Raw genomic sequence first — 23,825 nt, 5'->3', positions numbered from 1 at the left:
TTGTTGGTTATTTTGCCTTTAGAAATATTGCAAACTAATAACCAGCTTCTGTAATACATACAGATAAATCGTGGAAATCTACCAAATTTCAATAGATTTCCACGACTTATCGATACATTATCTTTAGATTCTCGATTTTATCAAATCGCATTTTACATGCTTATACAACATATTCTCATTCTCAACCATAATATCATACGAAGGAGTATTGGGAGATTCAAATGTACCATAAGCATCTACAATAAAGACAATGCCTTCCTTCAACGTATCACCCCACTGGAATGTGACCCAATCACCAACCTTGAATAGTTCATGTGGGAACGTATTGCCATTCTTGATTGCCATATTCTTTGAATTTCAAATTACTTTCTTCAATTACCATTATTTTACCACCCCAGTTTCCATCTCATTCTCCAAATAAGAGAAAACATATACTGCGCCTTCGTAATACAAGCCACAGGCAGGATTACACAGGCGCTTGTAGGTTTCTGAAGAATACAACTCATCCAGAGCTTTCTTCATATCCCATCCATACTTTTGCATCAGCATCTCAACCAATTCTGTAGAGAGGCATTCTATCTGAAACTGAATATCTTCATTCATAATCAAATCTTCTTTAAGTAACTAACAGCTTTTTCTGTTCCAAAGAAATACTGAACAGCAGGCTTTTTGAAACGCAGTTCTTCAATCATTCTGTCAATACTGATATAGCCCTGGATAAAGCGACGCATTTGGAGACCCACCGTATCGTCTGCAATCGGACCAATAACTATATCGTAAGGATGAGCAGGCGTAGAAGTCATATTCCTTCTATTCATCAAAATGAATTCTGCCCATTCTTCAGAATAATCTTCAAAGACTTTTACGGATAAAACCGTAGAATCTTCCATAAGCAAGCTGTCATCAAACAAGTAAGCATTAACTACCGGTGTTCCCTCCTGCAGTCTTTGAGCAGTACGAACTGCCATTTCCATTGCTTGCGATTCATTTGGATTCAGATAAAATCCACATCCAAAATCCTTGCCTTTTCGTGAAAGACATAAATCTATTTTATCTATCACGACATTGCTACCATGATATAATTTTAGCATCCTAATCGTCCTCCATTCTTTTGACATAATATGGCAATATCCTCCACTGCATCCTCTATAGAAAGAGTATGCTCAGCCGCATAACAAGCAACAAGGAAGTCTATTCCTTTAAATCTACGCAAATAGGCGTACGAATCTGCCAATGAAAGCTTAAAACGATTCGCAAAAGCACCAACGCAGCAGTTCACGTATTCAATTATATTATGAGTCAAATCCATATTCTCCGCTTTTAAAATTTTTAATTGCAAATATAATGAAATATTTCGAAATCACCAACTTTTTCCGGCATTTTCTTTTATAAAAAGAAAAAATGTCACATCAGAATACCGATAAGTGTTAGAATCGAGGCTATTTCACATAGAACTTAGTTAAACATTGACACATATTCTAGTCTTTTGATATATTTTTGTATCTTTGCATACAATAAGCTGCACTCGGCAAAATATAGCAGAAATGGCAAGTTACCGTGGGACTGATCACCTCCTATGGATTTGCGCCGGGCGGCTATTCTGATGACATTCAATGCCAGCTGACGATGGCAGATTTATTCAGATAAAAGCCAACCTCTCAAAAATGATAAAAAAACACGTTTTAGCACGAAAATGCAGATTTTGAGTATTTGCAAAGGTTAAATATGTTAAATCTTCAACCCCTAAAAACGGGTGTTTGTAAAGATATATGACATACAAAATGAATAAAATCAAGTGAAACCAAGTGAAAATACGAAAATCGTAAGTAGCTGATAATCAACATCCTTTTCATTCAGAAGAAAAGCGGCTCACAAATAGCACGTTAGTACTTAACCTATTGGGAATCAAAGACATTCATTATTGTATTGGAAAGTGAAAGGCGTAAAAAAGGGCTTAAAAAGATACTTGAAAAAAGTAGGAAAGTAGGACTAAAAAGCACTGAATATCAGATAATTAAACTGATAAAAAATCTTACAATTTAGCCCGGCTTTCCTATGGCTCAAACCTATATTAAACAACTGATATTCAGTTGGTTACGTATGATGAATCGGCAAGTAGAACCTTATAAATAAAAGAGGATGTGCCTCATTTGACACACCCTCATGATTTCCTCATGATTTGTTTATTCCTCATCCCAGGGATTATATTTATATTTGTGTTCGTAATATTTACTCTGGATTGAGGGGTTCTTATTGTCATCATCCTCTGGGATGGTGCTGCCAGCGAGAATTTCGCACATCGCGATTTCTCTTACTTCTATTTGGGGCGAGATGTATGTTCGTTTCATTTTACTATTATTTTTTTATGATTAATGATGCGTAGGCCTCTCTCGGAACCTGTAAGCCTCCGGCCATTGAGGTCGTAGGCTGCACCAGAGAGGTCAGAATCAGATACCAAAACAGAGGGATGGCTAATGGCTGTTGCCTTATCAACATCTATTATGAAATAGGATGCACCGCTATGTCCTGCCTTTGGAGAAGCATAGGCACGGAATGGCTGAGCATCGCTGCCGTTGCGCACAAATGCCTCGCCCGCCACTAAATTGCTGGCTGGGATAGGCTTGCTATTGAGCACATACACCTGGTCACTGGCTTTCACCTTGCTCATAGTAGGCACAAGATCATAGGCCGTGGTAGCCTCGGCAGACATCTCATCGGGGGTAGCCATCACATAGACGTTGGTAGCGGTAAACGCTACATCACCTGTAATGTTGTAAGCCTCCTTGTAGTTGGTGCTGTTTGGCATGGAGATGATATAAGCCTTATTTGGCAATATCTCTTTGGCCTGAATGAATGATGTGCCGTCGGGACAGCGAAGCCAGAATGGACGATAGCCATCAGGATTAGTATCCTCGTACATATCATGCTCTATCTCGGCACTACCAAAAGGGGCCAGCTTGCCTTTGGTGGCGGTGAACTCTGATGGGCGGAAAGGCAGAGTGATGGTTTCCCATCCTGCCGATCGCTGTTCAATAGTAGGCAGAGAGAATGAACGGCTATAGTAGGCTTTCACCGCCTTAAATGTGTGAAGAGCATAGAATGGCGCGCCATCTGTGATAACCACTCGCTGAGCCTTGGTGCCTATCACCACATTGGATAGAGGATCTGCTGTAGTGGTCTTTGGCAGATAGAGCAGAACATTAGGGTTTACACCCTCGAGAAATTCGCTCACCGCCATGCCATCGGGCAACACATTGGCCTCTACAGATCCTACATTGGGGAACGCTGACAGCCAACCGCCCGAAGGTGCACTGCCTACGAGACGAGCCTCGGCAAGATTTATGCTACGAATCTCATCGGTAGTACCGTCGGAGCCTGTGGAAGAGTCTTTCAGACGAGTGAAGTCGCTTGCAGTCCAGTCACCTACGAGAGGCAGATGCTGCTTATCTGCGAGTGAACCCTTAGCAGAATACATTCCACCATTATTCACATCTACAGCCTTAAGACCGAATAGATTCATCTGCCAAGGTATGTCCCACCCGACCATGTCATTTGATATATAAGTGTAGGTGTAGCGCAACTGGCGCTCAGTGCCATCCTCCAGCAGAACTCTGAAATCCATTACTTCATCATCCTCACCATGAATAGTGAGATAGATGATGTTGTCCCTAACATTGGGTGTCTGCACCCCGCGCAGTTTGTCGTGGCAGAAAGCCCCCAGCTTCACATTGCCTGTGAGAAGTTTTAAACCATCACGCAGTTCAATAATCAGATTGGCCGATGTGAAATACTGACGGATGAAAGGCTCATCATAAGTCCAATCGGATGCAACGGCATTGCTGCCGATGCACCCGATAAGGAGTGAAAATATAACAATTGATTTCTTAAAAGTCATATTTAGAGAGAACTATCTACTTTACTATTTTCTTAACCTGACGGCCTTTGTCAGTGTTGATGACGAAGATGTAAATGCCATGCTTCATCGCATTGAGAACAGACGTGCCATCGGATTGTTCGATATGACGATACAGAGTACCTGTTGTATCGTAAACATCAATACTGTGGAAACCGGCAGTGATGACATTTTCGATGCTTGTAGTCATAAGATCGATCGTGAATGGCTGGGCGTAAGTGCCCATCATTCTGTCGCGATTATAAGTGAAAACATGAGGCAGAGTGTAAACTCGATCGGTAGCAGTCTCGCGGATCTTGACTGTCATTACCTCAGCCTCATCACCACCGCTAACAGTGAGATAAGCCATACCATCGGTATCTGTGAATTCGTCACTGCGACAGTTGCCTTCGTTGCTGAATACAGCTATCTCATGGTCTGCAGCTGGCATATCGCCATTCATCACCTTAGCAATCATGGTCATGTTGTATGGATATTCCGTATAAGAATCGTTGAGCCATACGCCTGCCTCATGCTGCTTTTTAGGAGCACGATGAGCTCTCTGGGCAGATGATGTCTTGGGATAATTGAAGCTGAAGCCCTGAGTGCCTGCATTGAAGTAAGCATAGCCCTCGGTAGGAGTCATATACTTGAGTGAGCCCTGCCAGTCAGTGCCTGTGTAGACAGCAAACTTGTTCTGGCTCTTGATGATATCCATATCGTTGGCTGCTATGCCTGCAAGTGCTTCATTGACGCTCATTGTAGTCTGTGGGATGTAAGATATCCAGTTCCATCCGGCATTCATTGGTATCTGTACTGCCGTGGGATCGAGAATACCACCTACCACATTCTGCTCACAAGCCTCACGAACACTGATTAGGTAAGTATGCTTGTAATCGATATTGGTGAGATTACCAGAAAACTCGCCATTCTCGTTGGCATGCGCGAAGTCGTTGTCGTACTTGATATTGGCTATCTGCTTGCCTACTGTATGGAATACATCGGCAAGGGCAGTAGACTGCATTTTTACATTGACTGACTTCCAGTTCCAACCCTTGTTGAGGGTGAGGGTACGTTCTACATAGTCGAGCGCGTTGAGAGCCACAGGAGAGGTGAACGAACCAGCCAGCGTGTTGGGCTTGTAGCTCACTGCAGGGTTCTCACTGATTACCGGATATACACGACCCGTGCTGGCATCGTAAGCCTTGAATGTTACCTCTTTAGCCTCAACATCGCCATAGATGGTCATGAGCAGGAAGTAAGAGTCGTACTTAGACAGATACTCTGGCTTAGCCACACCTACACATATTGTATCATTGACGAATGCAGCTACAATATCATTCTCGTCGTTGCTTGGAGTGCCCTGGATGCTGAGGTTGCTTATAAGGTTCATGGATTGCTCATAATCTACAGGATTTACCGCCCAGGATGGCTGTTCGCCGGTAACGTTGAGAGATATTGTGAGAGGAGTGTAGATATCATTGTTGCCCTTGAGGTATACAGTAGCTTCATACTTGCCGATAGCTATAGATTCCTGAGTAGAGAACTTAAGAGTCTTGCTGGACTGAGGCGTGAGCTGCCCGTATTCTGCATCTACCTTGAGCCAAGATGGGAGAGAAACGAGAGTCCAGTTTTCAGTATTGCTACCGCTGTTGGTAAATGCTACTGTGAAACCAGTGTTGTCGCCTTCTTTCTGTGTAAGAGCCACTACATCCTCTGTCCATACCAGCGTGTTCTGATGGATGAATGCACTCCATGTGATAGGTGAACTCAGGTTGCCATTGATATCATGTACGTTCTTCACTGTGATGTGAACAGTAGTTCCCTCGAGCTTGTCAGCATCCTCGTCCAGAGATATTACTATCTTATTGTCAGAAGCCACGAAGCTGTAAGCCAGATTCTGCTCCTGGGTTACTGTCTTCAGAGCCGGTGTCTCATCAGTAAACTTGACTGCAGAGTTGCAGGTCATATCCTGAGCCTTCATCACACTCATATCCTTGAGCGAACCTTTTACCTCTTTCTGGCCATTGCCCAGGTTTACGGATACTTCCTCGAATGGATAGTAAGCCTTAAGACCTTCGGCATTCGCAGATACCATAGTGCGCATGCGCTCCTTGATAAGATTAGAAGAGAGAGTTGCATTCCAGAAGCGAACCTCATCAATACTGCCCTTGAAGAAATCGCGATATGCCCATTCGCCGGTAGTGTCGAGATAACGGGTACCAGCGATAATTGCTGCATCGGCTGCAAATGCAGCTACCTTCTTGGCAGGCATCGACTTGAGCAATGCGCCATCTACATATACTGAAGCATATCCGGCACGCTGTACGTTGAGAGCGAAGTGGTGCCAGTTGTTGTCTAGATAGCTGTTCTTGCCCAGTGCTGTGGTTTCGTCCTTGGAGGTGAGCTGCAGAGCACCTGCCTCTGTGAAGCTTACGCGCAGTGCATTTTCGTTAAGGCTGAAGAGAGTAGCATTGTCACTCTGCTTTTCGCCACGGAACCAGAGTTCTACTGCATAGTCGTCGGCATCCATTGCAGGACATTTAGAGATATTCATCTTGAGATAGCTGTTGCCATCCATCTGGGCTGACTTATTGATGTTGTTGAGATACCAAGCCTCGTTAGAGAGTGACATGTTGCGACTGCGAGCGCAATCGCTGGCCACGCGGCCCTGACCTTCGTCCATCTTCCAGTAACCCAAGATACCCGTAGTAGCAGGCTTCTTGGTAGCAAACTTATTAGCGAGACCCTCGTTGATAGTGCGCTCGCCATCCCAGAGCACAAGCTCCTTGATACTGCCATCAGTACCACCACCTACGCTCAGACGGCCGTTGCCTGAATAAGCAGCCACCTTCTCGGCAGTAAACAGATTGGCAGTGGTAGCGTCATAAGCTACAGTAGCATACAGCAGATTCTCATTGTCGCCTGCCTGATAGCTCAGAGTGAGATAAGCCCACTGATTCAGAGGCATCACCTTGGTTGATGTGTACTTGTTGGCACCGATGCTCACCACAAGATGCCCCTTGGCATCCATAGCTACACCAAACTTGTTGTCGGCATTGCCATGCTGCAGGATGCTACCACCCAGTTTGTTGAGCTTGAGCCACATATCGGCAGCGAAACTCTTGCCGGACAGATTAATATCAGTCTCGGTAGAGGCAGTCTTGCCATTGCCCTCCATCTTGAGAGCTGTGTCGAAGATAATGTCGCTACCATTCAGAGCTGCAGTTACATCAAAGTTGGCCTCCTTGGTGAGTTCTGAACTCAATACGTTCTCATTGAATGTAAGTGAGAGTTCGCTTCCGGGATTGAAGAGGCCGTCGCTTGGCATTGGGGTGCCTAGAGGCTTAGGCCTACTCATATCCTTTATCACGGTAAGCGTCTCGCTCTCATTGGTTACCAATTCACTGCCATAGCTGGCTGCAGTAATTGCACGGAAGAAGTACTTCTGGTCAGGATATACAGCAGCGTTGGCCATAGAGAATGTCACATTGACGACACCACCCTCCGGCAGCACCTCACTGTCGTTGTCCTTATCCTTGGCATCTATTACATAGCGCTTGGCTCTACGCCAGTTAGCGTCGCTTTCGCCCTTATACTGCAGTTCGATATACTTCAGATTCTTGAATGTGGCATCGAAATCACGAATCTTCAGAGCCAAATCTGTTCCGGTGGATGTGTTCATCAGATTCATATCGCTCTTAAGTGTGATAGCACTACTGCTCGGAACGAAGTGAGCAGAAATCCATACGGTATCTGCTATTACATCGTGTACGCCGGTAGGATCGCTCTGACACTGGCTGGCCAGTACCACTGCTATACTGTCGTAATCATAAACATCAGTATTAGTCTGAGTGAGATAGAGGTTCATCTTCACGTTCTCTCCGGCAGGAACAAGAATGGTACGGCCATTGCCGATGTTACCGGTAGGAAGTGCAAATCCGGCACTGTTCTTATTGGTCTTGTCCACAATGATTAGATTGAAGTAGAGATTCTCCTTTGTCTCCGACGTGTTGCTAAGCACGAGGGGGAACGTAGCCCTTGAGCCTGACGCTACATCCGTAGCCACAGGCTGACTGCAACTGATATGCGGCTGTTCTATCTGCATTGTGGCAGCACTGATCTCGGTACCGGGCTCATAGTACTTGGTAACGGTCTGGCCCTCGTAAGGACAGCTGGTCTGACCGCCACGCGTGCGGAAGATAGGACCGAATCCGTCGGGCGCGTTGAAGATGTCCACGGAGAGGGCATCGTCGTCGCCACTCTCGGCCAGCACATATCCCATCGTTATACTGTTCTGTTTCGTGTCGCCCGTGGTGCTTGCACTCTCCAGGGAAGTCTCCAGGGTCGTCTCGCTCTCCAAGCCAATGTCGCACACCTTGGCCTCGACGTGTATGGTAGCGGTGGCTGCCATGGTGAAGCTGTTGGTGTAGCTGCGGGTCTTGGTGATGGTGTTGGTAACGGAGGATTCCACGCCGGAGCCTGCCGAGAAGCTCTGGTTGAGCTTCAGATAATCAGCAGAGTTTTGGATGGCGTCCACCTTGGCTTTCTCATTGTTGGCCAGGATCTGTCTCCAGTTCTTGATCTGCTGGTTGTAGAAGTGCACCTTGTCCACATAGTACTCACCGGGCTTGGCACTGGCGGTCTTGGGATAAACCACCTTGTAGCTGGGGCCCTCGGTGTGGTTGAAGGGCACTGCTTGCGCTCCCCATACGTCCTTATCGTCATTGCCCGTGCCGAAACGCTCATCCTCCCGGCTCAGCAGGGTGATGTACTTCACCTCCTTGGTGTTGTTGGCAAAGTTAGGATAATCACTCTCGGTCACAGTGGTAAGCAGGGCGTTGCGCACATTCTCCAAGTTGGGAATCAGGGTGTTCTCGATGTAGTTCTGCTCGTAAGCGAAGTCGGTGGTGAACTGTTGGCCCGTGGTGATGCCATCTCCGTTGTTGATGGCAAATTGGCCATTCTTCTTCTCCACGAACACCTTGCGGCAGTTGCCAAAGAGGATGTTGGTGGAGGAACCGATGAACACGTCGCCCGCTGCGCCCACGAAATCCGAGGCGCCACTCGTGCTGATGCGCTTCGTGGCGGAGGTCGTTACCTCCGTGGTGTTGCTGTTCGTGCGGTCGTAGCTTACGTTCATGCCAAAGCTTGTGGAGAAAGTATTCTCCGTGGAGCTTACCACGGCGAAGCCAATGCCGGAGACGGTCTTGAGCACCAAGCCCGCGGAGGCGGTGATGGTCTCGTCGGCGCCAGTGTGGCCCTTTACTTCGGTCGTCTCGGTATGCGTGGTGCTTTGACCCGTTTCCCAATAAGAATAGGAGCCGGTACCGGCGGGGTCGCGCAGAATCATGGCCACTTTGTCCGGGCCTTCGGTTACGAAGTTGTTGCCAGAGGGCAGTGCGCCCAGGACGATGCCCGTCAGCTTGTTATTGTCAGGGCCTGCCCACTGGTAGGCGCGGCCATCCACGTCGTACGTGGCAGTGATGTCGCGCGTGTAGGGTGCAATGATGTTGGGCAAGCCTGCCGACCATCGGTATTCAGCCTGGCCCAAGGAGTCGAGCTTGACTACGTCCTGTGGCGTCTCGCCCAGGTCGCCTACCTTATAGTCCACGCCACCGGATGTGAAATCCTCGATGGCCACCTGCTGGCCCGTGCCCATTTGATTGGCGAACTTGACGGAAACGTCCTTCAGGGGCACTTCGTCATACACCCAATGCCCTTGGCCACCATCCTTGTTGACATATCGCTCGAAACCTTTTAATTTGAAGGTGTACTGCGAGAGTTGCTTGAAGATGGGCTTGCCAAAGAGATAGTTGACGCTTGCATTGTCTGCGGTGAAAAGGTTGATTTCCTCCACAACGCCATTGCCATCGTCGTACTTGTACTTGCTTTCGCCAAAGGCGCCATGGGTGTTGCGCTTGTCGCTTACCTCCAGTGTGGGCGCAATGCGGTAGGGCATGTTCAGCGCGGCCACATACTTGAACTCTTTCTTCTTGCCATCCACAACGGTGGAGTCGGTTTTCAGCTGGCGCACGGCCCTTGCGTCAATGTTGCCCAGGCCCTCGAATTTCACCTCGTCGGGATTGCTGGGTATCTTGATGCTCTCCACCTTATATAATATAGGAGGCACCAGGGCGGCGAACTCACCCGTGCTCGCGTCGGTGCGAATCACGATCTTCTTGGCCTTGTCCACGTCGCCCCCCTGGCGATAGGCCGTGCTGTTGACGTCCGTCGTGGGCGATTGGATGGCCAAGTTATCTGCATTGGGCTCCGTGGTAATCGTGCCTCCTGCACCCTGCTTGCGCACGGCGTTCAGCAGGTAGGTGTCCACGCCGAGCGTGATTTCCGCCGTGCCGATGTTGTTCTTGCCTAGACCCAGGCCCAAGGGCTTGTCATGCTCTGTCTTGCCACCGGCCACACGTCCTGTGATGGTTACCAAGGTGCTGTCCTGGAAGGTCAGGTTGGAGACGGGCTCTGTAAAGGTCTTGTAGGTGCCCACCTGGTTGGGGTCCGCGGGATAACGGCCGTTGTCGCAGAACACGTGGCCGTCTTTCTTGACCTCAATGTGGTGGTTGCCAATGGGCACGGAGATCTCGTAGCTGCCGTCGGCCTTGCTCATGATGGCCTTGCTGTCCTTGCTGCAGATGGTGCCATCGACATAGAAATAACAGCTGTCCACAGGATAGGTGGTGTTTTGGTATGTCACCTTACCCGTAACCTTGAACGAAGAAATATCCTTGAAATCAACTGCACTGTGATTCAGGGCCTCGCTGTTCACAAAGCGTGTCAGGCTCTGGGGGTTGAACTGGTGCCCACCCTTGTCGGGGGTGATGGAATAGCTGGTACCGCCGCTGATGAAGGGCACGCCGGTGATAAGATAACCACCATTGGCATCCGTGATGCCATAGACGCTCAGCTGGTCCGTCGTGGGCACCACGGTGCTGATCTCGCGGCTGGTGCCGCTGCTACCCAGAATCTTTCCGTGGTTGCCATTGGGCACATCGCTGGTCTTGCTGTAGTCGTAGGCTGTGGGTTGGTTGGGGATGTTCTCGTCCAGGGGCCAGTAGAGCATTAGACCCTGCTCCGTGCCGGAGATGATGCGGTTGTAGGTGTTTAGGATTTCCTTGTCGCTGAGTTCCTTGTTCCAAACGCGTATCTCGTCGAGGTAGCCGCTGAAAGCCCAGCTGGCTTCGGGACTTCTGGGGCGTCCAAAGCGGATGCCCTCTATTTCAAAGTTCGAGTCAATAGCGTTGGCCGTAACGGTATAGCTTTGGATAGATTCTCCATTAGGCACACGCACGGTCCATTTCTGGTTACCATCCGTGGAAAGGGAAATGTGCGAGAATTCCTCGGGCTTGATCTTTATACCCGTATTAATCCAGCGATTATTACCAGAGTTGCCATCAGGAGCGCCTAATATGATTTCATATTTATTTTCATTCGGCTTCAACCCGAAATGGAAGATACAATGTGCATGAGCCAACGTGGCATTATGCGTCATTCCCTTGTCAGGATTCACCCACATCTGTATGGTAAAGGGCCGGTCCTTTCCGTCTTTCTTGAAGAAATCAATCGTCTGCTTGTTGTTCATGTCCCAATGCAGACCGGCTTCCCTGCTCTTTACCCGGAGGGAATAGAACTGGTTCTTGGCTTCGGAATTGGAGGTGAGGATGACCTTCGCGTCGGGCACAGCCATGCCCGTGCCGTAGGCGATGCGGCCGGAAATGGAGCCCGTGTTCACGCAGAAGCCCTCTTCGGCGTGCGTGCTCAGGGGCACCAACGTGCTGCTGACGCCCTCCTTGCAACTCTTGTAGGTGGTAAGCCGATACTGGTAGTATTGCCCGGGAGCGGCGGTGTTGTCGTCAAAGGTGTAAGAGGAGTTGGTGCCCTCCACGGAGTAGACGGACTTATAGTCCTCTTCCGCCGTGGATCCCAGCAACCTGCGCTCCACCACGTACTGCGTGGCCTCCGAGCCCACCTGGTTCACGCGCCATGTCAGCTTCACCGTGTTGGCGTACGTGCCCTTCGACACCATGAGGCTTTGCAGGCTTGTCTCGCCCTCGATATGCCCGGACATGATGTTGCTGGTGAACTTCTTGCCCAGTACCGTGGTCTCCACCTTGTATATATTGATCTGGCATGACGAGGTAATGTCCACGTCCTCCCAGCTGTCCTCGCCCGAAACGTCCGTCAGCGTCTTTTGCACCGTGTATTTCTTCGTCCAGTGCTGGCCGTTGTCCGTGGAGCGGTATAGGTCGAAAGCGGCATTACCCGTGCCCGCGGGGTAGGTGAATTTCACGCTAATCTTGTTTTGCTCGCCCTTGACGTTGAGCTGGATGTTGTACGTGCGCGTCAGGTTCGCGTTTACCTCTTTTGTGCAAATGTCGCCAACGGGACTGGAGGGGTCGCTCCAGTTGTTGTGGATGAAACTCACGCAATAGACGTAATCCGTCTCCGTGCTGATGGTCTCCGTGTAATCATGGGTGCCGAAGGGGAGTTTCTTCTGCAGCGTCCAGGAGCTGCCGCCCTTGAGCTTCCTGTAGACACCCCACTTTCCATCGGTGTCGCGGTCGTAGGTTACTGCGTTCCAACGCAGCGTAATGTTGCCTGTCCCCACCCATTGGTTGGTGGTGACGTTTAGGTCCGTCGGATAGGCACATCCTTGCAGCCCGAACCATCCTTGAGGATCGATGAAGCTGGTCTCGTGGTTGTTAGAATGCCAATAGTTTGTCGTAAAAGTCACCCAGAAACTTCTGGCGTCCTTGTTGCTCGCGTTGGTGATGATCTCTTTGTCGACCGATGTGTTGTTACCAGAACCGGCATAATAATTCTCGTGACTCCCAGGGCTCTTGCAGTCATTGACGTAATTGCCATAGTCGTTATAGATATTATAGTAGTTGGAGCGCGAGGTATAAACTTTTATGTTGCTTGCCCTGAAAGCTATCTTCCCGGGCGCGGGGCGATAGAAAGAACCCCTCGCCTGGTTGAGACCCTCGACGCTCAGGTATTGGGTGCTTTCTATGTTATCCTTTTTGCCTTTCGCATGACGGTCGTCATACGTCCATACCCCCGTGATCTTGAGGCCCTTGAGGCCTTTCCAAATCAGCTTGGGAGAGGGGTAGAACCTGTATTCGCTAAAATATAATTTATTGTCGTTCTTGCCAGGAAAAGGTGCTTCATTTTGTGTTTGATTTACCCAACCATATTCGGATTCTATGGAGAGCTTTCCTTTATACTTGAGGGAGCCTATTTGTTCTGTACTGCCATTATCATAGACTGCATAAATCTTTCCTTCTTCGAACCAGTCCCACTCATCGTCATGTTGGCAGCATACAATCTTCAGGAGAACATTGTCCGCGTCGGGTTTTATTGGACTCTCCAAGATGCGGAAACCCTCTGTGTTCCACTTTGTCCAGTCGGCAAAAGCCGGCGGGGCACTAAACATGGCCAGCAGCACCGTCAACGTCAGGTGCCACCTCCATCTTCGTAATTTCATACTCATGGTTGTCATTTTAAAATTTAAATTATTAGTTATTTGTTACTTGTCGTATGGGTTTGCCCACATGAATCGCTCTTCTCTGTGGGCGTGGTTGTCGTCTTTTCACATTGGTCGGTTCCCGTCCGTCAGCGGTTCACGGTTCCACCGAACCGACATGAAGATTCCGGCTTTCGACGTTGAAAGGCGAAGTAAATTTATATAAAACAAAGAAACGTTGTTTAAATTTTAGTTATAAAAAACGCATTTTTCTGAATTTTTCTCCCCCTAAAAACCATAAAACACCCTTAAAAACCCATAAAAAACAACTTGTCTTTTGAAAATTAAGCCGTAACTTTGCAGCCGTAATACTACAAGCAAGAACAAGCATCATGGCCCTACAGAATCTTCAGGAAAAGGCTAAAGCCTTCATGCAGTCGAGAGCAAAAACCGCCATCGACCGCCATCAGATTATCGTATATCTGCTGCACTCCGCCATCGTTACCATCGTGGTTTCCATGCAGCTCATGGGCCTGGGCGGGTCGCAGGAAGCATTGCCGATGGCGATGAGCACCATCCATCTGGCAATCTGCCTCACGGCACTCTCGCTTTGGTTCTCCCATCGTCTGTCCATTCCTGTCGCATTCTCACTCGTCGCCCTCGTGGCCCAGGCTACCATCGTATGCCGTCTTATATATTTTGCGCATATACGCCCCGACCAGTACATCCAACTCATTCTTCTCAACCAGATCACATCGCTGCTGGCGGTGGTGTTCCTCGTGATGTGTTTCGTGAAATACACGCCGTTCATCGTCGCCACCATCAGTCTGATTGCGTTCGGAAGTGTCGCCGGCTATCTGGAAGAACCGGCCCTACGGAAACTCTTTGGATTTTTTCTTGGCGTGGAGTTCTTTCTCTGTGTGCTGGGTGAACTGCTGCGCCGCAACGTGCGCCACGTGCAGACGGAGAATACCGACCTGCACCATCGCGAGTCGGTACTGATGCACGCCGTCAGGCTCAACGAGCGGGAGATAGAGGCCTATCTGCGGATGAGCAGCAACGACCACCCTACCCAGGAGGATGCCGACCGTCTGTTTGCCATGCTCAAGCCGAAGTCGCAACGCAATATCATCCATGCCGTGCGCCTCTACCTGCAAAGCCACCTTATGGACGACTGTGATCTCGCACGGCTCTTGCCCATGCTTACAAAATCGGAGGCGGACGTATGCAACCTCGTCCTGCAAGGCAAGAAGCGGGGCGAGATCTGCCAGTTGCTCGACAAGACTGAGAAAAACATTGATGTGGTGCGCACCCATGTACGCAGGAAACTGAATGTGCCCGCCGACCAGGACCTTCGGAAACACCTCATGGAGCTGTTGGTGGACAAGATGCAGATGGGATTGGAAAGTCGGAAAATCGGGGATTGAAAGGCTGGCAACGATAGAATTGCGCAGCGCATTTGGCAAGTGCCTGTGTATGAACATCAAAAAGGGGATTCTCGAAAGAATCCCCTTTTTGCCGTTTTGTGATCCGCATGGGCCTAAAGTGATCCGTTTGGGGTCGGCCTTCTGCGTTTTCCAAAGTTCCTATTAACCAATGATTTACATCACATAGAGAGTTTGGGCGTAAAATGCGTGTAGCGCACTTGTAGCGCAAAAAAGCGGGGTCACAAAAGGGGTCAGAACCCATGACACTAATGTGGGGGAAAATTGCATCCTTAACTGCTTTCAAAGAGCTCATGCCTTTCTACATTTTTTAAGAGACAAGGCAGAATGAAAAGAAGAGGATTTTGTGTGTTTCGAGAACATCTTGCCTCCTCTAAATAACGTTGCAAAGATAATGGTTTTCTTTCAGATGAAGAAATATCTTCTTATTATATTTTTAGGCCGTGACTGATAACCCTGTTCATTGATTTACAAGTTTGCTTATCATCTCCTGCATACTGGTCTTTATGGAAAGAACATCCGGTATCTGTTGGTATGCCAAATCGGGTAATTCCCTGAGATAGGTTTCTTGCAATTTAGCCCACAGACCCTGGAGGTTTGTAACAAGAGGTGAGTCCATGATGTCTCGGTCTTGCCAACCTTGTGGCTTGTCAAAGCTCTGCTTGTCGTGATCAAATAAGGTCTGGAAGTCTTTTTTGAAATCCGTACTGTTCAGATAGGTGCGGCATTCATTATCCTGCAACAGAAAGTGCAAATCATAAAAATGCCTGATTTTGGCTTGTAATTCGGAGATTGGGGAATCTGCCAGTGAGAAACGGAGCAGCGAGACCAGTTTCTCCGTCAGTGTGCGTCTCTTGTCAAGAACGGGAACGAGAAACGGCTGCATGTCATATTCCGTAACCAACTGCGAATTGCCTGTATTCATCAAGAACTCCGTGAGGAAACTCTGAAGGGGACATTGCAGAACCGGATATGGGTTGGCAAAGGAGTTAATCTCAACCAATAGTTGACCGGCCTTTATTGCCCCGACCTGTTCTTCATTGACAGCCCGCGGATAGGTATAGTAGGCCTTGTGGTAATGGGATCCTTTGCTGGTGGCACCGGGAATTACTTTTTCCTGCAATCCTTCCGTCATGTTCTTGGATGTCTTACGTATCAGGTTCTTCAGCTGATTTCCACTCATCGTCCATGCTTCAGCAATGGCAATGTCAATATCTTCAGAGAACCTGGCACCGATGCCATACGCCTTGGTCAGGCTGGTTCCTCCCTTGAAAACAGCCTTATGCTCAGGGTCGCCTTTAACCATCAGGGAAAGCGATCGACATATCCAATAATCTTTTTCTATGAATATGCTTTTGATGCCCAAGCCGCCATCTTCTTTCGATTGCGAGGCGGCCAATATAGCGTCATGAAATAGCTGAATGTTTTCGTGTAGTTTCATACGATGTTCCAATTGTTTTTGGTTGGCAATGATTGAATGGAGACAGGGAGCTTGTAGGTGGTAACTCCATTGAGGGTATTCCTCAAATCGTCTACATCAGCTCCGACACTCTCCAGGATGGCTCCCAACAAAGCTCTCACGTAAGGAGTATAACTTTTCGACAGCGACACCAACTCGTCTTGTTCCTTCTTAGGCAAGCAGGACATTGTCTTTTGCAAGACAGCAATGCTTTCATCTGGCGTGGTCGCGGGAATCTCACGGATAAGCCGAATGGCGTCTAAAATGCGAAGCAGCGGTATGTTCTTCTCCGTAATCTGATTATCCTGCACAAGAAACCTGATGGTGTATTCGCCTCTTTTAATAGGACGCCGGTATTTGTTTGTACCAATCACGATAGAAGAAGCAATTTGCGTAGTCAACCCCATACCAGCGAAAGCAGTCGTACCTGTAATATAACCAATGATTTCTCCGTTTCTCTCCAGTAAATCCTTGGCTATCTCGGAAGCCGATGGCTTCAGCAAGCCGAACATGGTACGTTTAGGCTTATAATATTTCCCTTTGGACAGTCTTTCGAGGTCGCCCTGCTTCACAAGCCGATTCAAGACTTTCACGAGGGTAGGCTCATATTGGGTCTCCACCTGAAAGTCCTTGATACCAAGTACCACGCCTTCGGGTATGGTCTCGATTTTCTGTTTTACTTGTCTTGCGATAATCATAGACTTCACTATCTTACGACTGCAAAGATAGCAAAAAAGTCATGTTTTCTACGTAAAAAACAAGACTTTTTTGTTCTATATGTTACTAACATTGCTGATGCGAGTGCTATTAAAGAGCCCTATACCATCTTACAAAATCCCCTTAGAACCTGCCATGTAGTGTTAAAAAGTTGGTTGGTTGGCAAGTTTTAATGCCTTTTCTCTCTTTTTCCATATTTTTTGATTATATTTTTGCAGCATTAAATCAAAAGGAACAAGTACAAAATGACAGGAAACGGATTTAATGCTATTCGATTTGCCCTCAAAAACGGGGACCGGAATCTTTCTACTTTTGAATACCGGAGCAATGTCGCTACGGACTAAATTTCATTAAGATGAAAGTAAAAGTAGAAAAGGTAATCCATCCCTCAGCATGGATCAATGGAACCGGTATCGGAGAGTTGAGAGTAGCCAACATCCCACCTGCCCAGGCGCATACCGTGCGTAATTTAGCAAGCAGGTACAACCGCTTCTGGGGTGAGGAAAGAGGTAAATTCCTCCATGTCTCTTATAACAGCTATGCCCACCGCATGGCTATCTATGCCATTAGTACAGAACAGAGAACCCTCGAATTAGACACATTAGCAGATGAAAATGAATGGAAAGACAAACTGCCCACCGGCTTCTACAGTGAAGAGCCCTGGGAGGAAGGAAAAGAGTACGAGTAACGACCAGGTCTGGAATCATGGTATTGTAAACGCCTCGGACACGGTTTATACCGTGCCCGACATCGCCCGAATGTTCGGACGCAAAGAGTGTACCATTCGCAAACGCATCGAGAATGGGCTTATCCCTGCCCACAAGATGGGGCGCTGCTGGTATATCCTGAAGTCGGAACTCGTGGCTGGACTGAGAGATACTTAGCAATCCTCTAAATAACAAGTGACTAAGTAGCAAGACCTTGGCTGACCTGCTGTGAAGCCGGTCAGTCAAGGCATTTTTATGATTTTTACGATTAGAGGATGATACCAAAAGCAATCATAGAGAAGATACTCGACAGAACCCGGATAGAGGAGGTCGTTGAAACGTTTATACCCTTGCGAAAGAGCGGTGCAAACTATAAGGCCTTGTGTCCGTTCCATCAAGAAAACACACCTTCCTTCACCGTAACTCCCCATCGTGGAATATTCTACTGTTTCGGCTGCAAGAAAGGCGGCAATGCCATCACGTTTTTGATGGAACATGAGAATATGTCCTACCCGGAGGCCGTAAGATGGCTGGGCAGGAAGTATGGCATAGAGGTGGAGGAACGTGAGGAAACCATAGAGGAGAAGCAGGCGCGGCTGAAGAGGGAGTCCTTGCTGATTGTCAATGAGAAAGTACATGACTTCTATCGCATGGAGTTTCTGAACGACAAGGCTGCGCAGAACTACGCCTACAAACGCTGGGGGAAGAAATACTGTGATGAAATATCCATCGGTTTTGCACCGCAGGAGGGCAAGAGCCTTTCACGGCTCCCACTTCAGAGAGCGTTCTTGGAGGAACTGGGGCTGATCAACAAGCAAGGGTATGACTTCTTCCAACATCGTATCGTCATCCCCATCCGTTCACGATTCCAGCATATCATAGGCTTTACCGCCCGTGTGATGGACGACAGCCAGCCGAAATATCTCAACAGCAAGGAATCCTTGCTATACAACAAGCGAAGCACCCTGTTTGGCCTGGATGTAGCATGGAAAGCAGCGGGTAGGGAGAGGAAGCTATACCTAGTGGAGGGCGCACCAGATTGTATGCGCCTTCAGCTGATTGGCGTGGGGAACGCTGTAGCCGACCTTGGCTCCAACTGGACGGCAGAGCAGTTTGCGCTGATACACAAGGCAGCAGACAGGGTCTGTTTCCTTCCTGACCGTGACCCTCCCAAAGACGGGGAAGCCTTTGGGACAGGCATAAGTGCCATCATGAAGGCTGGGCGTATGGCCATGGAACAGGGCCTGATTGTCTCCGTCAAGGAAATCCCGGAGGGAAAGGATGGAGAGAAGCAGGATCCCGACAGCTATTTCCAGATGATGCAGACCTTCAGGGAAGCGGAGGAAACCGACTTCATTCTCTGGATGGCAGCCAAACTCTTTGTCCGCAGCCAAAATACGGAGCAGAAGAGTGATGTCGTCAAGCAAGTAGCCTACCTGCTCACCTTTGTCGAAGATGACACCAAACTCTCCATGTATATTGATGCACTCACCAGATATCATCGTGGAAAGCTCTTTTGGAAAAAAGCCATCGAGAGCGAATCGGCACGCAAGGGACAGCCCAAAGAACAGGAGACCGACACCCACCGACGGTATGGTTTCTGGACCGAACACTCCAAATACTATTCCACCACCGAGAAAGGCGGCATCTATGAATGGAGCAATTTCACCATGCAGCCCCTCTTCCATATCAAAGACCCGCTGATGGCCAAGCGCATCTATGTCCTGCAAAACGAGTTGGGGGTGAAAGAGCTGGTGGAATTGGAACAGGAAGACCTGATATCCTTGCAGAAGTTCAAGCAGAAAGTGGAGTCCTTAGGCAATTTCGTATGGAAAGCCGGTGACAAAGAATTGACCAAACTCAAATGCTACCTCTACGAAAAGACGGAGACCGCCATGCAGGTCAAGCAATTGGGCTGGAACAGAAAGGGGTTTTATGCTTTCGGCAATGGAATCTTCGACGGCAAGGGCTTTCATGCGGTAGATGACTACGGCATTGTACGCCTGGGCGACAAGGGCAACTACTATCTGCCCGCCTATTCCAAGATATATAAGGAGAAAACGGATTACTTCAAGTTTGAGCGGCAGTTCGTCCACCTCCATTTCTCCATGGTCTCCCTGCATGAGTTTACACGCCAGCTATTCCTCGTCTTTGGGGATAACGGCAGGGTCGGGTTCTGTTTTTATCTTGCCACGCTCTTTCGTGACATTGTGAAGCTCGCCTCCCGTTCCTTTCCCATCCTCGACCTTTTCGGACCCAAAGGCTCAGGCAAAAGCGAGATGGGCACCACGCTCATGTCGCTGTTCATGATAGACAACGTGCCGCCGAATATCCAGAACTCCACCATTCCCGCCCTCAACGACACCGTGGCTGCCGCCGCCAATGCCCTGGTACACATCGACGAGTACAAGAATGGTATCGATACCCTCAAGGTAGAGTTCATCAAGGGGCTATGGGATGGTACGGGACGCACCCGCATGAACATGGCCGCCGACAAGAAGAAGGAGACCACCGCCGTGAATGCCGGTGTGATCATCTCCGGGCAGGAGATGCCCACGGCCGACATCGCCCTTTTCAGCCGACTGATATTCCTGTCATTTCCCAAATCCGATTTCACACAAGCAGAGAAGGACAACTACCAGACACTGCTTCAGATGCGCTCCAAGGGAATGAGCCACCTCACCCTCCAGCTACTCCCCTTGCGGGAGAAGCTGGCCCCGGTATTCTATGATATGTACCGCCAGACGATGGACGAGGTGAACAGCCGTCTTGCTGGGTGTACCGTCATCGACCGTATTATATTGAACTGGGTGATTCCCTTGACCGTATTCCGTTGTCTGGAAACCTACATCGACATCCCGCTGACCTATGCCGAGTATTTCAACATCACGATAGACGGTATCATCCGTCAGAACTTGGAGTGCAAGACCAACGACGAGCTGGGCAGCTTCTGGCGCATGGTACAGTTCCTCAACAGCGAGGGCGAAATTGGTGAGGGAGCCGACTTCAAGATACGCAGTGTTACCCGTTTCCATTCCAGCACCGTCAAGGGAACGGAATGGGCAGCGCCGCATAAGATTCTCTATTTGCAAAAGACCCGCATCTTCATGCTCTACAAGCTCAATGCCCATCGCAACGGCGAGACCTCCCTACCCGAAGAATCGCTGAAATATTACCTTGAAAACAGCAAGGAATACCTCGGCGAGCAGCGCATGACCTACCACGTCGTCAAGAAAGACAACCAGGTGCTCGACTTTGAGCACCGTGATGCCAAGGGACAGCCTACCAAGATGTCCGTCCAGCAGCGTTCCTACTGCTTCGACTATGAAAAGCTCGTCGAGGCCTTTGACATCAATCTGGAGATGACGGGGGAGGAAAATAATAGTTAAATACAACCTGTGAGTTGTATAATTCAAATATATAACTTATCTTTGCAACAGAAAGGAAAGAACATGACGTTCGATAAAATTACAGATGACGGCCGTCTATGGGCAGTGCGCTACGACGGGGACACCGACAATGCGCTTTATAAGCTATTTGACAAATGGAGCGACGTAATGTGGCTTCGACAGTTCTTCCGTGATAATTGGGCTGATCTGACAGCCTACTTTAAGGTGACGGACATCAACCAAGCCATTGAAGATACAATAGATGACAGCGATCAACTGCAATGTCTGATGCTGGACTTGCAGCCTGATTCCGACTTAGAATCGCTGTTTCACCCATTGGAAAACTTCCGTACTTCGGAAATGGTGCTCGGCAAGGAAAAAGCCAGGCTGAAACGCACGGTTCGTCATTCTTCATGGCTCCGCATCTATGCTATCAAGTTATCACAAGGTGTTTATGTCATCACTGGTGGAGCTATTAAACTGACGCTCACAATGGAAGAGCGAGACCATACAAAGGCAGAATTGACAAAACTGGAAAAAGTCCGCCGTTTTCTTCTGAATGAGGATATTATTGACGATGATTCTTTTATAGATTATGTAACTACAATATAAAAAGGAGGCAAATATGAACCGAATTATAAACAAACTGGAAGCGCACGAGAGCAAGACACCATCTCGCTGGCGTGAGGCTGCCGAATATCGCCAGGCCAACAAGTCGTGGCTCCGCCACTCGCAGCGTATAGCGATGCTCATGCTCGACAAGATGGACGAACTCCATCTTACCCAGACAGAACTTGCCCAGCGAATGGGCTGTTCGCAGCAGTATGTGTCAAAGATACTCCGAGGGAAAGAGAACCTCTCCATCGAGACGCTCTGTAAAATAGAGGATGCCCTCTCACTTCATTTGCTTCCCAGCGAGGTAGAAGCGGTATGAAGCGCTATGCCGCACCATAAAATACCGGCTGCCGTGTAGGCTGGTACTCTCTAAAGCCGTCATGATTGGGAAAGCCTCCAGTCATGGCGGTTTTTCTTTCAAGGCATTTGTATGATACTTAGCTGAACTTGGTAAACCTGGGACAGCCCCCTTGGCCCTTATCCGCGTGTTTTTTCTCAGAAAAACCTGAAATTTCCTGTCTTGCTTGTCTTTGTTTGTCTTGTTGCTGACATTCAATGATTTAGGTGCATTTTCAAAGTTTCTTTTTCTGTCTTGCTTTGTCTTTTACTGTCTATTTTTTGCCGCTTTCTCTGATTTTGTCCTCGAAAGTCACGATTATTGGAACCTCGTCTTATTCTCTGAGAACAAACATCTTCTGATTATCAATGACTTATGATAAAAAGACAAATAAGACAGCCAAGACAGCCAAAATATATGTGCCCTATGAAAAAATTAAAAGGCGGAAACTCCGCCTTTGCATAATGCTTGGCTTCACTCGGCAAAGTTGGAGCAAGCTCCCTTTGCTCTTGCCTGCAAAGTCTTTTCGTTACTGCTCGGCATATAGCCTTGACAGGAAGTCCTGTAGTCGCCTGTCCTGTATCTCAGCAAGGGGACAGGGCCTAAAGTCCGGCATCTGCTTAATGCTCAACATGCCCAGTCCATACCGTGAGCCATCCACCGTAATACCTTCCATCTCCTTTACAGAGGCATAGCCATACTCCGTTTCAGCCATGCCAACGACGATACAGAACAAAGTAAAGTCGTCGCCTTCCGGCTGCCCTTCCAGTACATACCACCGGATGAGTCCAATTTCAAACACACAGACGCAAGTGGCGTCCTTTTGCCTCCCGTCCTGAGAATAAAGAGGGAAGTTCTTCAGCTGTTCGGCGAGTTCAGCCGTCATCAAACGATTTGCCATATAAAATGCTATTGGATAATGCTTAGCTTCACTCGGCAATGTGAAAGTAAACTTTCCATTGCCCTCATTTGCAAAGTATTTGTGGAGCAGTGGTGAGCCACCCCGTTACCTTTGATTCTTTTCCCTCTTGTGAAGTCTAATGACTTCTTCGGGGAAAACTATTTTCGAGCAATCAGTTGCTGTTGGGCGACACATTCAAGGGCAAGGAATTTCCTGAGTTTTTATTGGAATACCCAAATTTTAATCTGGGAAGGCTGCCAATAAAAAACAGGAAATAAGGCACTGGTACCTGACCAGAATGTGCCAATAGCGAACTTCGCGAAGAAAATAGATAATCACCGAAGAAGGTTGGTTGCTCAAAACAAAGCGTGCGCTATGGCAGGTAATGGGTTGAAGATAGCCGGAAATGGAATGGAAGAACTGCAAGCAATGATGCTTGGGCATCTTGCTACAAGTCTGAAATGTAATGTGGCATCTTCAACTCATCACTGGCCTTGCTGCGCACGGAATGACCAAACCTCTCTCCCTTGTCATTCTTTGTCCCTGAAGAATGATGAAAGCGGTATCGTAATGATTGCTGCTCCATGCGCAATGAATGGAGATACGGCTTTCAGGGAAGATAGCTCTTCATAATATCAGGACTACCAAAAGGTGAAACGAACACGATGATAGTTTTTGCCGATCCAAATACCGATCATCTCTAATGACGAAATGGTTGCAAATGCAGTGGTTTTGCCAATAGGGATAATTCTTCTAAGTTCCTAAGTGCGATATGGTGTGCATAGGCACGGAGCAGGAAGTAAGATGGGCGGGGTTGTGAAGTTGTCATGGGCGATAAGTCCTTGACGAGCGGAACAGCGGTAGCCTATCCTTCCTGTACCATGC

At 48.3% G+C, this 23,825-nt stretch carries 16 protein-coding genes; 6 read left to right on the top strand and 10 right to left on the bottom strand.

The genetic code is table 11. The features are described from left to right. Nucleotides 1-123: 123 nt before the first annotated feature. The 7 genes from PREDE_RS12090 to PREDE_RS12070 form a co-directional block, all read right to left on the bottom strand. Nucleotides 124-345, bottom strand: a complete 222-nt coding sequence (locus PREDE_RS12090) for a hypothetical protein (protein WP_005847931.1) — start codon at nucleotides 343-345, stop codon at nucleotides 124-126. A gap of 36 nt (nucleotides 346-381) precedes the next feature. After that, entirely contained in the window at nucleotides 382-603 is a 222-nt protein-coding gene (locus PREDE_RS12085) for a hypothetical protein (RefSeq protein WP_005847932.1), read from the bottom strand. Nucleotides 604-605: 2 nt separating this feature from the next. Then, the gene (locus PREDE_RS12080; protein WP_005847933.1) at nucleotides 606-1,091 is read right to left on the bottom strand and encodes a DUF3990 domain-containing protein; all 486 of its coding nucleotides are present in this window, start codon (nucleotides 1,089-1,091) and stop codon (nucleotides 606-608) included. Then, entirely contained in the window at nucleotides 1,085-1,309 is a 225-nt protein-coding gene (locus PREDE_RS13660) for a DUF3791 domain-containing protein (RefSeq protein ID WP_015310540.1), read from the bottom strand. Before PREDE_RS13660 ends, PREDE_RS12080 begins: the two co-directional genes overlap by 7 nt. Before the next feature lie 874 nt (nucleotides 1,310-2,183). Further along, nucleotides 2,184-2,348: a hypothetical protein gene (locus PREDE_RS14125; RefSeq protein ID WP_005847937.1), complete on the bottom strand. Its 165-nt coding sequence runs from the start codon at nucleotides 2,346-2,348 to the stop codon at nucleotides 2,184-2,186. Then, complete coding sequence (locus PREDE_RS12075) at nucleotides 2,345-3,895, bottom strand: hypothetical protein (RefSeq protein WP_005847938.1); 1,551 nt, start codon at nucleotides 3,893-3,895, stop codon at nucleotides 2,345-2,347. The genes PREDE_RS14125 and PREDE_RS12075 overlap by 4 nt, the downstream gene beginning before the upstream one ends. Before the next feature lie 16 nt (nucleotides 3,896-3,911). Further along, entirely contained in the window at nucleotides 3,912-13,391 is a 9,480-nt protein-coding gene (locus PREDE_RS12070; RefSeq protein ID WP_168109914.1) for a LamG-like jellyroll fold domain-containing protein, read from the bottom strand. A gap of 371 nt (nucleotides 13,392-13,762) precedes the next feature. On the opposite strand from PREDE_RS12070, the gene PREDE_RS12065 reads away from it, so the two are divergent. Next, nucleotides 13,763-14,797, top strand: a complete 1,035-nt coding sequence (locus tag PREDE_RS12065) for a helix-turn-helix transcriptional regulator (RefSeq protein ID WP_005847942.1) — start codon at nucleotides 13,763-13,765, stop codon at nucleotides 14,795-14,797. A gap of 478 nt (nucleotides 14,798-15,275) precedes the next feature. Here PREDE_RS12065 and PREDE_RS12060 read toward each other — a convergent pair whose 3' ends face one another. Both PREDE_RS12060 and PREDE_RS12055 read right to left on the bottom strand, forming a co-directional pair. Further along, a complete protein-coding gene (locus PREDE_RS12060; protein WP_015310538.1) occupies nucleotides 15,276-16,256 on the bottom strand; it encodes a nucleotidyl transferase AbiEii/AbiGii toxin family protein in 981 nt (326 codons plus the stop codon). Continuing rightward, nucleotides 16,253-16,972, bottom strand: coding sequence for a DUF6088 family protein (locus PREDE_RS12055; protein WP_005847946.1), 720 nt, complete (start codon nucleotides 16,970-16,972; stop codon nucleotides 16,253-16,255). The genes PREDE_RS12060 and PREDE_RS12055 overlap by 4 nt, the downstream gene beginning before the upstream one ends. A 374-nt stretch (nucleotides 16,973-17,346) precedes the next feature. Between PREDE_RS12055 and PREDE_RS12050 the strand changes: the two genes are divergently transcribed. From PREDE_RS12050 to PREDE_RS12035, 5 genes are all read left to right on the top strand, one after another. Then, complete coding sequence (locus PREDE_RS12050) at nucleotides 17,347-17,679, top strand: hypothetical protein (RefSeq protein ID WP_005847947.1); 333 nt, start codon at nucleotides 17,347-17,349, stop codon at nucleotides 17,677-17,679. After that, complete coding sequence (locus tag PREDE_RS13655) at nucleotides 17,642-17,875, top strand: helix-turn-helix domain-containing protein (RefSeq protein ID WP_015310536.1); 234 nt, start codon at nucleotides 17,642-17,644, stop codon at nucleotides 17,873-17,875. The genes PREDE_RS12050 and PREDE_RS13655 overlap by 38 nt, the downstream gene beginning before the upstream one ends. 98 nt (nucleotides 17,876-17,973) lie before the next feature. Next, the gene (gene dnaG, locus PREDE_RS12045; RefSeq protein ID WP_005847949.1) at nucleotides 17,974-21,087 is read left to right on the top strand and encodes a DNA primase; all 3,114 of its coding nucleotides are present in this window, start codon (nucleotides 17,974-17,976) and stop codon (nucleotides 21,085-21,087) included. A gap of 63 nt (nucleotides 21,088-21,150) precedes the next feature. Next, entirely contained in the window at nucleotides 21,151-21,699 is a 549-nt protein-coding gene (locus PREDE_RS12040; protein WP_005847951.1) for a hypothetical protein, read from the top strand. Between the two features lie 13 nt (nucleotides 21,700-21,712). After that, a complete protein-coding gene (locus PREDE_RS12035) occupies nucleotides 21,713-22,021 on the top strand; it encodes a helix-turn-helix transcriptional regulator (RefSeq protein ID WP_005847953.1) in 309 nt (102 codons plus the stop codon). A 547-nt stretch (nucleotides 22,022-22,568) separates the two neighbouring features. On the opposite strand, the gene PREDE_RS12025 is transcribed toward PREDE_RS12035, so the two are convergent. Continuing rightward, nucleotides 22,569-22,940 carry a hypothetical protein gene (locus PREDE_RS12025; RefSeq protein ID WP_005847957.1) on the bottom strand — a complete coding sequence of 124 codons (372 nt, stop codon included), beginning with the start codon at nucleotides 22,938-22,940 and terminating at the stop codon, nucleotides 22,569-22,571. Nucleotides 22,941-23,825 lie beyond the last annotated feature (885 nt).

The organism is Prevotella dentalis DSM 3688, assembly GCF_000242335.1.
Classification (GTDB): Bacteria; Bacteroidota; Bacteroidia; order Bacteroidales; family Bacteroidaceae; genus Prevotella; species Prevotella seregens.
This window is presented reverse-complemented; position numbering and strand designations above follow the sequence as displayed.

Excerpts from the sequence above, each read along its gene's own strand:
- PREDE_RS14125 (WP_005847937.1), bottom strand. The coding sequence starts at position 2,348 with ATGAAACGAACATACATCTCGCCCCAAATAGAAGTAAGAGAAATCGCG.
- PREDE_RS12075 (WP_005847938.1), bottom strand. The coding sequence starts at position 3,895 with ATGACTTTTAAGAAATCAATTGTTATATTTTCACTCCTTATCGGGTGC.
- PREDE_RS13660 (WP_015310540.1), bottom strand. The coding sequence starts at position 1,309 with ATGGATTTGACTCATAATATAATTGAATACGTGAACTGCTGCGTTGGT.
- PREDE_RS12080 (WP_005847933.1), bottom strand. The coding sequence starts at position 1,091 with ATGCTAAAATTATATCATGGTAGCAATGTCGTGATAGATAAAATAGAT.
- PREDE_RS12055 (WP_005847946.1), bottom strand. The coding sequence starts at position 16,972 with ATGATTATCGCAAGACAAGTAAAACAGAAAATCGAGACCATACCCGAA.
- PREDE_RS12040 (WP_005847951.1), top strand. The coding sequence starts at position 21,151 with ATGACGTTCGATAAAATTACAGATGACGGCCGTCTATGGGCAGTGCGC.
- PREDE_RS12050 (WP_005847947.1), top strand. The coding sequence starts at position 17,347 with ATGAAAGTAAAAGTAGAAAAGGTAATCCATCCCTCAGCATGGATCAAT.
- PREDE_RS12025 (WP_005847957.1), bottom strand. The coding sequence starts at position 22,940 with ATGGCAAATCGTTTGATGACGGCTGAACTCGCCGAACAGCTGAAGAAC.
- dnaG (WP_005847949.1), top strand. The coding sequence starts at position 17,974 with ATGATACCAAAAGCAATCATAGAGAAGATACTCGACAGAACCCGGATA.
- PREDE_RS12070 (WP_168109914.1), bottom strand. The coding sequence starts at position 13,391 with ATGAAATTACGAAGATGGAGGTGGCACCTGACGTTGACGGTGCTGCTG.
- PREDE_RS12090 (WP_005847931.1), bottom strand. The coding sequence starts at position 345 with ATGGCAATCAAGAATGGCAATACGTTCCCACATGAACTATTCAAGGTT.
- PREDE_RS12065 (WP_005847942.1), top strand. The coding sequence starts at position 13,763 with ATGGCCCTACAGAATCTTCAGGAAAAGGCTAAAGCCTTCATGCAGTCG.
- PREDE_RS12035 (WP_005847953.1), top strand. The coding sequence starts at position 21,713 with ATGAACCGAATTATAAACAAACTGGAAGCGCACGAGAGCAAGACACCA.
- PREDE_RS12060 (WP_015310538.1), bottom strand. The coding sequence starts at position 16,256 with ATGAAACTACACGAAAACATTCAGCTATTTCATGACGCTATATTGGCC.
- PREDE_RS12085 (WP_005847932.1), bottom strand. The coding sequence starts at position 603 with ATGAATGAAGATATTCAGTTTCAGATAGAATGCCTCTCTACAGAATTG.